Annotated in this window: 10 protein-coding genes; 9 read left to right on the top strand and 1 reads right to left on the bottom strand. The window is 41.7% G+C overall.

What is annotated here, in order from left to right; genetic code table 11:
• Nucleotides 1–42 precede the first annotated feature (42 nt).
• From cysD to A9260_RS06875, 6 genes are all read left to right on the top strand, one after another.
• Nucleotides 43–951 carry a sulfate adenylyltransferase subunit CysD gene (gene cysD, locus A9260_RS06850; RefSeq protein WP_068697459.1) on the top strand — a complete coding sequence of 303 codons (909 nt, stop codon included), beginning with the start codon at nt 43–45 and terminating at the stop codon, nt 949–951.
• Between the two features lie 90 nt (nt 952–1041).
• Nucleotides 1042–2454, top strand: coding sequence for a sulfate adenylyltransferase subunit CysN (gene cysN, locus A9260_RS06855; RefSeq protein WP_068697461.1), 1413 nt, complete (start codon nt 1042–1044; stop codon nt 2452–2454).
• 3 nt (nt 2455–2457) lie between these two features.
• Nucleotides 2458–4191, top strand: coding sequence for an SLC13 family permease (locus A9260_RS06860; RefSeq protein WP_068697463.1), 1734 nt, complete (start codon nt 2458–2460; stop codon nt 4189–4191).
• A gap of 43 nt (nt 4192–4234) precedes the next feature.
• Nucleotides 4235–4831, top strand: a complete 597-nt coding sequence (gene cysC / locus A9260_RS06865; protein ID WP_068697465.1) for an adenylyl-sulfate kinase — start codon at nt 4235–4237, stop codon at nt 4829–4831.
• Between the two features lie 10 nt (nt 4832–4841).
• Nucleotides 4842–5810 carry a DHH family phosphoesterase gene (locus A9260_RS06870; RefSeq protein WP_197485261.1) on the top strand — a complete coding sequence of 323 codons (969 nt, stop codon included), beginning with the start codon at nt 4842–4844 and terminating at the stop codon, nt 5808–5810.
• 277 nt (nt 5811–6087) lie between these two features.
• A complete protein-coding gene (locus tag A9260_RS06875) occupies nt 6088–6963 on the top strand; it encodes a VirK/YbjX family protein (RefSeq protein ID WP_231892577.1) in 876 nt (291 codons plus the stop codon).
• Nucleotides 6964–7026: 63 nt separating this feature from the next.
• On the opposite strand, the gene A9260_RS06880 is transcribed toward A9260_RS06875, so the two are convergent.
• Nucleotides 7027–7623, bottom strand: coding sequence for a nucleoside triphosphate pyrophosphohydrolase family protein (locus A9260_RS06880; RefSeq protein ID WP_068697471.1), 597 nt, complete (start codon nt 7621–7623; stop codon nt 7027–7029).
• Between the two features lie 269 nt (nt 7624–7892).
• Between A9260_RS06880 and A9260_RS06885 the strand changes: the two genes are divergently transcribed.
• The 3 genes from A9260_RS06885 to A9260_RS06895 are packed head-to-tail and all read left to right on the top strand — an operon-like array spanning nt 7893 to nt 12888.
• Nucleotides 7893–9527: an ABC transporter transmembrane domain-containing protein gene (locus A9260_RS06885; protein WP_068697473.1), complete on the top strand. Its 1635-nt coding sequence runs from the start codon at nt 7893–7895 to the stop codon at nt 9525–9527.
• A complete protein-coding gene (locus A9260_RS06890) occupies nt 9524–11593 on the top strand; it encodes an ATP-binding cassette domain-containing protein (protein WP_068697475.1) in 2070 nt (689 codons plus the stop codon). The genes A9260_RS06885 and A9260_RS06890 overlap by 4 nt, the downstream gene beginning before the upstream one ends.
• A gap of 2 nt (nt 11594–11595) precedes the next feature.
• Nucleotides 11596–12888, top strand: a complete 1293-nt coding sequence (locus tag A9260_RS06895) for an HlyD family type I secretion periplasmic adaptor subunit (protein ID WP_068697477.1) — start codon at nt 11596–11598, stop codon at nt 12886–12888.
• The last annotated feature ends 4 nt before the right edge of the window (nt 12889–12892 follow it).

A 12892-nucleotide genomic window follows, 5' to 3' on the forward strand; every position in this document is an offset into this window, starting at 1 on the left:
TAGCTTTCTAATACACCGAAATAACAGGGACTGACATCGATTATGGATACCGCTCGACTTACCCACTTAAAAGCACTTGAAGCTGAATCAATTCAGATTATCCGCGAAGTGACTGCTGAGTTTGAAAACCCAGTAATGCTTTACTCTATTGGTAAAGATTCTTCCGTTTTACTTCACCTTGCGAGAAAAGCTTTTTATCCCGCTCGAGTGCCATTTCCTCTTCTGCATGTCGATACCAATTGGAAATTTAAACAGATGATTGAGTTTCGTGATGAACTCGCGGAAAAATACGAACTTGATCTTATCGTACACAAAAATCAGCGTGGCCTAGATATGGACATTAGTCCTTTCACTCACGGCAGTGCTAAACACACCGATATCATGAAGACCGAAGGGCTAAAACAAGCACTTAACGAACATGGTTTTGATGCCGCTTTTGGCGGTGCTCGCCGTGATGAAGAGAAATCTCGCGCTAAAGAACGCGTGTACTCATTTAGAGATCAGAATCACCGCTGGGATCCAAAAAACCAACGCCCAGAATTATGGCAAGTGTATAACGCTCGTGTTGATAAAGGCGAAAGCATTCGCGTGTTCCCTCTATCAAACTGGACTGAGCTTGATATCTGGCAATACATCTATCTAGAAAACATCGACATGGTGCCACTGTACTTTGCTAAAGAACGCCCTGTTGTTGAGCGTGATGGCACTTTAATCATGGTCGATGATGAACGTATGCCGCTAGAACCTGGCGAAACTCCGCAAATGAAGAAAGTTCGCTTTCGTACCCTTGGCTGTTATCCGCTCACTGGTGCTATTGAATCTAAAGCTGAAACACTTCCAGAAATCATCCAAGAAATGTTATTGACTTCCACCTCTGAGAGACAAGGACGCGTGATTGATAATGACTCGTCAGGCTCAATGGAGAAGAAGAAAATGGAAGGGTATTTCTAGCTCTGTTAGTAAAAGCGCTTATAAGCAAAAACGCTTTAAATAGAAAGCATTAGACCAAAGCAATAACGGAAAAATTAACAAGGATCACCAATGAACACTATTTCTGACCTACTTTCATATGATGTGGAAGCGTATCTAAAACAACATGAAAATAAAGATCTGTTGCGCTTCATTACCTGTGGCAGTGTGGATGATGGTAAATCAACTTTAATTGGTCGTTTACTTTATGATAATCAACTGATCTTTGAAGACCAGCTATCAGCCATTCAAAAAGACTCTAAAAAGTACAACACCACCGATCAAGAATTTGATTTGGCGCTATTAGTTGATGGTTTGCAATCGGAGCGTGAGCAAGGCATTACCATTGATGTGGCGTACCGCTACTTCACCACAGACCAACGTAAATTCATTATTGCTGATACTCCGGGGCATGAGCAATACACGCGTAACATGGCAACTGGCGCTTCAACGTCCGATCTGGCGATTATCTTGATTGATGCGCGTCATGGCGTACAAACGCAAACTCGACGTCACTCTTTTATCTGTTCTTTACTTGGCATTAAGCACGCCATCATTGCCGTCAATAAGATGGATACTGTGGACTACAGTCAACAGCGCTATCAAGACATCAAAAAAGAGTATCGTGAGTTTGCCAGCGATCTTAATTTTGACAGCATTCAGTTTGTTCCAGTTTCCGCGCTACACGGCGATAACGTAGTTTACCCAAGCAAGAACATGACTTGGTACCCAGGTTCAACGCTAATGCGTTTGCTTAACTCAGCGCAAACACAAAAAAGCAAAACAGATGCAGAGTTTCGCTTCCCAGTACAATACGTTAACCGTCCAAACCTAGATTTTCGCGGTTTTTGTGGCACGGTAGTCTCGGGCGAAATCCGTGTAGGCGACCGTATTCAGGTATTGCCTTCTGGTAAAGAAAGTAAAGTGAAATCAATTGTCACTTTTGATGGCGACCTCACATCCTCTTATGCAGGCCAAGCGGTGACTCTGACTTTAGAAGATGAAGTCGATATTAGCCGTGGCGATGTATTAGTACGTCCTGATCAGCAGCCTCATCATAGCAACTCATTAGACGCTAACATTGTGTGGATGAATGAAGATTCATTACAAATAAATCGTGAGTACCTAATTAAAGTTGGTACTAAGACAGTGACAGGGCAAGTGTCGAAAATTGCTCACCGAGTTGATGTGAACACCATGCAAAAGCTGGATGCGAGCCAACTGCACTTAAATGAGATTGGTCAGTGTCATCTAACCTTAAATGAAAAAGTCATATTTGACTCTTATGAAGACAACCGTGTTACCGGCGCATTTATCATCATTGATAGATTGACTAATGCCACAGTAGGCGCGGGAATGATTCAAGGCGCATTAGAAAATCAGCAGCTTGAACACTCTTACTCTGAGTTTGAAGTTGAGCTTAATCAGCTAGTTCGTAAGCATTTCCCACATTGGGATGCTAAAGATCTACTGAGCAAGGGTTAAACCATGAGCGAGAGCATACAAAGTGGCGTAGTTTTATTGGTATTTGTCACCACTATCGTCGCTTTAATCCGCTTTCAGAAGCACCCAGCAAGGGTGTTTGGGCTGGCGTTACTGACTCTATTTTCGTTAAATCTTGTCTCTAACGAACAGGTCATTAATGCTGGCTCCAATCAAGGGTTACTGACTCTTATTTTGTTGATGCTATGCTCTATCGCTCTTGAAAAAACTCGCGTTCTACGAATTATGGCGCAGTTTGTTATTCGCCCAAGTTATGGGGAAACATTCGCGCGTCTGTTTGGCTTCACTGTGGTATTTTCTGCTTTTTTGAACAATACCGCAGTGGTATCAAGCCTATTATCGCCAATACGCAATAACCCTCATCACAGCGCAACCAAACTGCTATTACCGCTATCCTACGCGGCAATATTAGGTGGTACTCTGACCTTAATTGGCACATCGACCAACTTAATCGTCAACAGTTTATTACTTGATACCGACCTGCCACCATTATCCTTTTTTGACTTTACTGCGGTGGGCTTGTGTGTCGTCGTCGCGTGCGGTTTAGTATTAACATTACTGGTTCGTTTTCTGCCTTCTAACGAAACCAATACCGCCGTTGAGGATAGCTACTTTATTGAAGCAAGTGTCTCAGCAGGTTCCACTCTCATCGGCAAAGATATAAATCATAATGGCCTGCGCCATATGGAGTCTCTATTTCTTATTGAAATGGAAAGAAACGGACAAATTATTAGTCCTGTTTGTCCCACGCAAGTACTAGAAGCGAACGATAGACTGTTTTTTAATGGGGACGTATCTAAAGTCTCACAATTAACCCATTATAATGGTCTTGAGATCTTTGCAGAAAAAGAAGGCTTAGCATCCAAAAGCTTTGTAGAAGCGATATTATTACCGCAAAGCAACCTAGTGAATCGCTCTTTAAAAGAGTGCAATTTTCGCCAACAATTTAACGCAGGTGTTGTCGCAATCAAGCGTAATGGCGTGCGCCTTTCAGGAAAGCTCGGTGAAGTTAAACTTAAAGCTGGGGACTTTTTGGTTCTTACTGCGGGTAAACCACCTGCCCTTGCGCCTAGCTTTGAAAAACACTTTATTTTGCTCAGTGATATTGAAGTCGATAATAAGCTGCAAGGCATTGGTGAAAAAGCCACCTTGTGTAGTTTTGTTATTGCCCTACTTTGTGCATCAATCGGTATCGTCTCTCTTTTCAAAGCCATGCTATTGCTGTTTGGCGCACTGTTGTGCTTTGGCGTTCTGACATTAAATGATGTGACGCAACGTTTTCCGTATCATATTTGGCTTATTATCACCTCAGCCATCGTGATGTCTTTTGCAATACAAAACAGTGGCTTATTTCAATATTTAGACGTTTTATTAAACCAGAATGATCTCACGCTCAGCCCTCATTTGGCGCTGGTGATTGTGTTTGTCTCAACCTTATTATTGACAGAGTTGGTCACCAATAATGCCGCTGCGGCCGTGACCTTCCCTATTGCTTATTCACTTGCACTCAGTTTAGATGCTAACCCAATAGCCTTTGTAATGGCGGTCGCGTTTGGCGCAAGTGCCAGCTTTATTAGCCCTTATGGATACCAAACCAATCTGATGGTATTTAATGCTGGGCAATATAAATTAACGGACTTCATAAAAATTGGCGCACCCATTAGCATTATTTATAGTTTTACCGCTATTTTAGCCATCGAACACTTTTTTGGCCTTTAACGCTTACTTTCTCATCTCAATAGACAAGGATTAACGTCGCACCATGACTACGGAAAATATTGTTTGGCATCAAGCCTCTGTGACCACCAGCCAAAGACAACAGCTTAAAAATCATAAACCTGCCGTACTGTGGTTTACAGGTTTAAGTGGCTCAGGTAAATCAACCATCGCCAATGCGGTGGAAGTAAAGCTCAATCAATTGGCCATTCATAGTTATCTGCTTGATGGTGATAATGTTCGTCACGGATTAAACCGCGATCTTGGCTTTTCTGATAACGACCGCATCGAAAATATTAGACGTATCGGTGAAGTGGCAAAACTGTTTGTCGATTCAGGCACACTGGTACTGACCGCCTTCATCTCTCCATTTATACAAGACCGTGAGCAAGTACGTGCTTTGTTACCAGCAGCCGACTTCATCGAAGTGTTTGTGGATACGCCAATTGAAGTGTGTGAATCACGCGACCCTAAGGGTTTATACAAAAAAGCCCGAAGTGGGGAGATCAAAGAATTTACAGGCATCACCTCAGACTATGAAGCGCCAATTGCCGCTGAAATACACCTAAAAACCGCTCAATATTCCATTGAGCAAAGTGCAGAACAGGTTGTGCAATATTTAAGAGATAATGGTTATGTCTAATAACGCTGCTATCCATTTTGATGTATTTAATGGGGACGCTGATGGCATTTGCGCGCTTATTCAGTTGCGCAAAAACACTCCTTTAGACAGTACGTTAATTACCGGTGTGAAGCGTGATATTCAATTGCTAAAACAAGTGTGTGACAAAGAAAACGTCGCCTCTGTTTGTGCATTAGATATCTCAATGGAAAAAAACCAACAGGCACTCACTACGCTTTTACAACGTAATATCAGCACGTTTTATTGCGACCATCATCGAACAGGAACAGTGCCTGAATCTGAAAAGCTCACGACTTGTCTAGACACCTCACCTGAGATTTGCACTAGCCTACTGATCAACAACTACATTGGTGAGGCTCAGTATCTATGGGCATGTACCGGTGCTTTTGGTGACAACCTGATTGTGCAAGGTACAGCTCTTGCGAAAAAATATGACTTAAAGCAGGTCGATATCGACTTTCTGATTGAGCTCGGCACGCTGATTAATTATAACGGTTACGGTAGCGCTATTGATGATTTACATATTCATCCTAAAGCGCTGTTTCAAACCCTGATGTTGTCTCAATCCCCCTTTGATCTAAGAGATGATAAAGACAGTGTTTTCTATCAGCTTAAAAATGGCTTTGATCAGGACTGGCAGCAAGTTAAAAAGATAAAGCCTTTTCACAACAGCGCTCGAGTTGAAGTCTATCAACTGCCCGATCACGCTTGGGCAAGACGCATTAGCGGCACCTTTGGCAATTGGTTGGCAAACCAGACTCCTGATAAAGCGGTAGCGGTTATCACATCAAATCCAAATGCAGATACTTACACTGTGAGTGTACGCAGCCCACTTAACCGACGCGAAGGCGCAGATGAAGTCTGCAGTCAGTTTCCATCTGGAGGTGGTAGAAAGGCAGCCGCCGGTATTAACGCATTGCCACAGCAACAAATTTCAGTATTTATTGACGCCATGCAAAGTCAATTTGCGGCTGAATAAGCCAATATTACGCCCAATATAATCAGCTATTGGGCGAATCAGTTATTCAAAAACGGATCATTACTTCTCATCAACTCCCCTGTAAATCATACAACTAGGTTGTTACATTTACTGCCACTAATTGCACCTCAAGCACCATTAACTTCTTTATCTAATCAACTACGTTTACGCTCGTAGCTTAGTTTCAGTTAAACAATGGCACTTCTTTTTAAGCTGACTTCATTTTAGTTAGCGCAAAAGAGCTTGAATGCATCATTATTAATTGGAGTTAGCATCGTTGCAGTATTCATCAGATAAAACCTTGAAAAGTAAATGGCTAATGGCTCGATTTTATGTTCTAAGCAAAGTATATAGTTCTACTTTTGCGCGCATAGAATCCCTTACCAACAACCATGTTTTTCATAGTGCTGTTGAACAAAAGCCTCGTTTGTTAGAAAAAGCCTTAAAACCTTATTTATTTGTCGATCTTCCTGTAGCAAAACGAATGGAACTTATCGAGCAACATTTTAATTTGCTCAACGATACGTTTAGCTCTGATATCAACCAAGTTTTTGGTCCGGGTGCACTACCATTACTGGATATGCCAGACTCTAAAGGCAATCAGTTCTCGTTGATTTTATTTGATGGAGAAATGCGAGAAGGCTCTCTTGGTCTTCGATTGGTTAATGACTTAAACCAAACGATTTATTCGATCACCTTTAACCTATCTACCACTCCAGAACCAACTATGCACGTTGGGGCTTTGAAAGGTCCAAGTGAACAGATAGAAGATCGTAATCAAGTGATTAAAACACTCACACGATCATTTCATGGCCTACGACCAAAAGCATTGATGGTTGAATTGGCGCTGATGTTTGGTAAATCTCTTGGCGTGACTCACTTTGTTGGTGTTTCCAATAAAGGTCATATCTATCAGGCATTGCGTTACAAGGGTTCAAAAAGTAAATCGATTACTTTTGATTACAACGAATTGTGGCAAGAATACGGTGCAAAACCACTGGGTAAGTATCGTTATGCTATTCCAACAAACCCTGAGCGTAAAGATCCGTCCGCGCTGAAGAAGACCAAGCGTCGCCTTTATACTAAGCGCTATGCATGGTTGGATGAATTGGAAGTGGATCTAAACACTAAGCTGAACGATTTAAGAAAATAGTCAGCTACTTACCTGAATATTAATTCAACCCCAATCTATGGGGTTGAATCTTCTCTCTATCACTTACTGTCCGACAAAGCTCAAATCAACCGCTTGGTAATATTTGTTTTTAAGAATTTTACCTTCTTTAATCGTCACACCGTCATTTGCCACCGAATCTTTGTTGCAAAATACGATGTATTTATCGTTTTTCAAAACATAGTCAGCACTGACGCCTTTATCTGCATAAACGGCAACGGTTTCTATCGCTTGCTGCTCATTTAAAGCCGCTTTACTCATGTTGCTTGCATGAACCGCATCCCAACATTGTTCAAAAGGAATATCCAATGTTTTGGCGATATTCAACAGTACATCAACTTGACGGGCTATCGTCGTATCTTGAAGATCGACATGACCAACCTGTACTGCACGACCCACCGCAACATAAACCGTATCAGTAATGGCATCGGCTTGATCTTCTTTGTTGGTGGCACGAGCCAGTTCGGTCAACTCTTCAATCATCAAGTTAGAATGTAAATGACACTCTTTGTCACTGCTGATACCCGAATTAATCGGCAGGTTAAATAACTGACGAAATTCTGTAATATCTTTGTATAAATGATTCCACAATTCAGGGGTAAGTAGAGTAAACGCTGAAAAAAATTCTTTGTGTGCAGTCACTGAGGTTTCCAATAATAAAATAAGTTAATGGTTCAAGGACAAACCATGAGCTGTCATCATCGTTTTAAATCATCCTTGGCATAACATAAAAGAATACCATAGGGCTATAATCTGCGCTAAATAGGAACGGCATATTAAGCGCTATATTTGCAAACTAAATGACCACAAAAACAATTGCTTATGGAAAATTATAAGATCACCTATTACATTTACTAAATGTAATTCATATAGGCCTCCAGAATATTGCCTAAATAGGACAAAAATTCGCAATGAATAGTGTATTAAACAGTCAGGTCACCAAACGGACCACGATACTGCGCGTTCTTCCGTCTTCATTACTAATAAATCTTTTATCACTGGTCATCCCCTTGGTGATACTTCAGATCTATGACCGTATTTTACCCAACCAAAGTTATGGTACTGCATTCCTACTTTTAGGCGGTTCGGCAATTGCGATTTGTTTAGATGCTTTTCTTCGATACGTTCGAAGCTGGATGCTTGGAGCGGCAGCCGTCAATACTGAGCACTCTACCTATAGAATGATCGTCAAACAGCTTAATATAGCCAGTACGGCGCAAATTAAGCGTCTTAAACCCGGTACTCTTCAGGAAAGCCTAAAAGGCATCGGGCTCATTAAAGATTTCTACTCTGGTGGCTTCATCAGTGGTCTTATTGATGTTCCATTTGCCGTCATTTTCTTAGGTTTAATTTACTACGTCGGCGGCGATCTGGTTTTTATTCCGATTGTTGTTTGGGCGATTACCTTTGCCTTTGTTTGGCTATTTACCCAAAAATCCAGCATTCACTCAAAAGTGGCCTCTTATTCTGAACAAAGCAGAATGAACTTCCTGATTCTTATTTTTGCTTTCTTCGATGGAGTTAAAACTCATGCTCTGGAATCAAAAACCTTTCGTTACTTTCGCCAATTAAATGAAAAGAGATACCTCTCTATTGCGGAATCTGAACGTAAAGTCGCGATTGCTCAAGAACTTATTCAAATAGCGGCAATGGGCACATCCGTTGCCGTGGTGCTTATTGGTAGCCTGAGCGTATTGGCAGGCGACCTAACCAGTGGTGGCCTAGCCGCTTGTTCTATTCTATCAGGAAGAGCCGTTGCCCCACTGAGTGCTCTAATGGGGCTTCGTTTACGTTACAGCTCTTTTTTAGTTGCGAATGAATCTGTTACTGATCTTCTGCAACAACTCGACCATCCAGAACAAGGGCCATTAGACTTTGATGAACTAGAGACCCTTAATTTTGAAAATGTCACGTTTACCCGTTTTGATATGCAGTTCAGTTATTCGTTGTCATTGCAAAAAGGGCAAGCGATTGCTCTATGTCACGATGATAACGATGTAAGCAGTACTGCCGCTGCTGTTTTTGCCGGATTGGAATCTGTCGATTGTGGCGACTTAACTTGGAACGGCACTCATTTCTTCAATGACCAGTTTTCATGGCGACATAAAGTGAGCTTTGTGCCTATTCATCCTCACATTGTGTCAGGTTCGCTACTGGATAATATTTGTGGATTTGATGGCGAGCGATTAGATGAAGCGAACTTATTGGTTAATGCTCTAGGACTCAATCGCGTTATCTCCGATCTATCCGATGGTTTAGAAACAAAAGTCGGCTTTAATATTGGTACTAAGCTCAGTCGTGGAGGCACTAAATTAGTGTCTCTTGTCGCACAGTTATCTCGTGATACACCGATTGTGGTGCTTGATGAGCCAGAAAGTGACTTAGATATCGATTCTTTAAAAAGACTCAGTCAAGTAATTAAGTACTATCAGTCACTAGGACGTACTTTTATTATTAATACGGAAAGTGACATTTTACTTGAGCTGACATCGCAGCAGATTCAAATTCAAGATGTTCAAAAATTACCGACAGGAGACACACTATGAGTCAAAGCTATTCAGATTCAGTGTTAACTGTGCTCTCCACCATAAATGTTGAATCCGGTGTGCAAAACTTTGCGAATGAGTGGATGAAAAGTAACCCAATCCAAGATGCTGGGGATATTTTTAATCTACTCGACCGCTTAATGATCCCGTACAGCGTTCATCCTGCTAACAAAAAACTAAAATCCATCGACCATTTTGTGGCTATACGTGTTAAGCCTAACTCATGCACTACTTGTCACTATGGCTTAAAAGGTTATACCGAATTTCAAGATGGTGAATTTGTCGCTGCAAGCAATCCGTATGCATTAGACGATGTGGTGATCTTAATTCAAGGTCATCCACAAGAAAGACCGGAAACAGACTGGTTAGCCAATAAGTTAAGTGATTTTAAACCATTAATTCCTAAGCTACTTTTAGTCAGTTTTATTGCCAACCTATTTGCCTTATCAATCCCATTTATCACCATGGCAGTGTATGACCATGTCATTGGTGGTGATGCAGGACACGAGGTTGTCGGTATCGCAGTTGGCGCTATCTTACTGTTTAGTATGATGTTGCTATTAAAAGTCGTGCGAAGCCAATTGCTGACCACTATCTCAAATCGCATTAGCCGAGAAGTATCAGAAGCGGTAATGCGCAAGATACTGCTTGGTCAACTGGGCGTCACTAGAATGGCTGGCGCTTCTACGTTGATGAATCGAATTATCACCGCAGAAAGCCTTAAAAGTGTGGTTCAAGGCCCTCTAGGTGGCGCTTTATTCGACTTACCTTTTGTCATCATCTTTATTGTTGCCATTGGCGTTTTAGGTGGCTGGCTAGTTATCGTGCCTATTTTAGCGTTAGTGCTTTATTGGGTATTAGCTCAACGAAGCCTAAGACAGCAACGACTAATGAGCAATCAACTGACTGTTTCTGGTACATCACGATTTTCATTACTGTATGAACTTAACAGTAAATTAAACTATCTTCGTTCAAGTCATATTTTGCCGCATTGGATGTCTCGTTTTGAAAAAACCAATGTCTTAGCATCAAAAAATAGTTTTTCGTATCTGAATCATCAGGCGAAATATACATCGATTTATTATGCTATTAGCTTGCTCTCTACCCTTGCCGTTATTGGGCTTGGCATTGGACTGATTTTCACGCAAGTTCTTACCGCTGGTGGCCTAATCGCCACTATGATGTTGATTTCTCGCGTCACAAGCCCGGCGCAAATGCTGGCTAATAGTTATTCACGCCTGCAACAAGTCAGACAAGCTAAGCAGCAGATCAATCAATCGATTACTTATAAAGCTGAAGGTGACTTCTCTTATCAACACCATCACCTAGATGAAACTGCTCCAAGCCTAGAGCTAGAACTTGTAACTTTACGCTTTGCCAACCAACTTAAACCGGCGCTATCTGGTGTCAGTTTTAAAGCTGAATCTGGTCAAGTCATCGCAATTACAGGGCCGATGGCATCCGGAAAAACCACACTTTTAGAGGTGATTTCTGGCCTACTTCCTGCGCAAAATGGCGTGATTAAGCTTAATGGCATTAATCTATCTCAATACGATCCTCAACTGCTTCGCCAATGGTTTGGTTACTATTCTGATCAACCTGAAATGGTGCCGATGACGATTGAAGAGTTTATTGCAGATGGTCACGATGTTGCTATTGAAGAGATGGAAAGCATATTAGAAGAGCTTGGCGCATTAAACTGGATTAATAGCTTACCTGACGGATTACAAACGCATTTAAATCAAATGGAGTCGTTGACCCATCCGTTTTCCAACTACGAAGCAAGAATGCTAACTCAAGCTAAGCTTTTGTGTAATCACTATCCATTAATATTGCTCGATACTCCGGTAACCGGTAAACGAAGCAAACAACTGTTTATTGAATGGTTAGAAGCAAATCGAGGTAAAAGTACTATTATCTTTACCTCACACGATGCAGAACTGATTAAACTATCCGATCAGGTTGTCGTTCTTGATAGCGGTAATGTTGGTTATGCAGGCCCGATACCGGATGCATCAGAACAACCAGCACAAACTGTCCAAACAATTGAAGCAAGCGAGGGATAAGCATGCACAAATCTACAGTGGAAGTGATTGAATCTGGCATCACTCGCCGCCTACTTACGACAAGTAGCCTGCTTATTGGCGCCTGTATCATCTTATTTATTGGCTGGACTGTATTGACTAAAGTGGATGAGATTGCCAAAGCCAAAGGGGCAGTCATTCCAGAGGGTGAGCGTCAAATCATTCAAAGTGAGCTTGGGGGCAAACTCAAACGTATCATGGTAAAACGCGGCCAATTGGTCAATGTTGGCGATCCCATTGTTGAATTTGATCCAACATTCCAAACCACAGCCTTAGAAGAATTAGATTCTAAAGAAGCCACATTACGCCTTCGAATTGAAAGAATGACCGCCTTAATTGAAGAGCGAAAACCTGATTTTTCTTTGTATGAAAAACGCTACCCTGATGTTGTTGCCGAACAAAGAGCGCAACTGGCTGCGACTAAATCTTTATACCTTAAAAAACGCGTGGTACTAGAAAAAGAAAGTGAGCGCATTGATGAGGAATTGAAAGGTATTAGCCGTCAAATTCCAGCAGAAAACCGTCAACTTAGCTCGACACAAAAAGAATTGAACATTCTAGTGAAAGGCGAAAAATCAGGTAACATTTCTAAAGTTCGCGTATTAGAAATGCGCCAAAAAATTGCAGCCCTTGAAAGCGATTTAGAGCAAGGTAAATCTAAAAAAGCGGTGCTGATGAAGCAAGCTGAATCAAATCAAAGTAAAATTGAACAGCTACTTGCAGAGGCTAAGCTTGAGATCAGTAAAGATAGAGCAAAAGCTGTTTCTGAATTATCAGCACTTAATGCCCGTATTCGTTCTGGTAAAGCCAAACTCTCTAACACATTGGTCACCTCTCCCGTTAAAGGGCTAGTCCAAAGCTTACCGACCACTCGTAATGGTGGAGTAATTAAACCCGGCGGCACCGTTGTGGAAATTGTTCCTGTCGACGGCACCTCATCTTTTAAAGCAAAACTGTCTCCAAGAGATGTCGGTTTTGTCTCTATTGGTCAAGCCGCGCGAGTTAAGGTTGATGCCTTTGATTACAGTCGCTTTGGCGCACTAAAAGGTAAAGTCACCGAAATTTCTCCGACCACCAGCCAAACTCAACGTGGCGAAATTTATTATGATGTGATCATCGAACTCGACAAAGGCTATTTTGGTGATGACCCAAGCCGATTTAATATCATTCCTGGTATGACGGGTGAAGGCGATATTACCACCGGTGAGAAAACCGTATTCCAGTATCTATGGAAACCGATTTACACCAACGTTAGTCATGCATTTGGTGAGCGATAACCTG

This window comes from Vibrio sp. UCD-FRSSP16_30 (genome assembly GCF_001676025.1).
In the GTDB taxonomy this organism is placed as follows: domain Bacteria; phylum Pseudomonadota; class Gammaproteobacteria; order Enterobacterales; family Vibrionaceae; genus Vibrio.

Excerpts from the sequence above, each read along its gene's own strand:
- A9260_RS06890 (WP_068697475.1), top strand. The coding sequence starts at position 9,524 with ATGAGTCAAAGCTATTCAGATTCAGTGTTAACTGTGCTCTCCACCATA.
- A9260_RS06860 (WP_068697463.1), top strand. The coding sequence starts at position 2,458 with ATGAGCGAGAGCATACAAAGTGGCGTAGTTTTATTGGTATTTGTCACC.
- cysN (WP_068697461.1), top strand. The coding sequence starts at position 1,042 with ATGAACACTATTTCTGACCTACTTTCATATGATGTGGAAGCGTATCTA.
- cysD (WP_068697459.1), top strand. The coding sequence starts at position 43 with ATGGATACCGCTCGACTTACCCACTTAAAAGCACTTGAAGCTGAATCA.
- A9260_RS06895 (WP_068697477.1), top strand. The coding sequence starts at position 11,596 with ATGCACAAATCTACAGTGGAAGTGATTGAATCTGGCATCACTCGCCGC.
- cysC (WP_068697465.1), top strand. The coding sequence starts at position 4,235 with ATGACTACGGAAAATATTGTTTGGCATCAAGCCTCTGTGACCACCAGC.
- A9260_RS06885 (WP_068697473.1), top strand. The coding sequence starts at position 7,893 with ATGAATAGTGTATTAAACAGTCAGGTCACCAAACGGACCACGATACTG.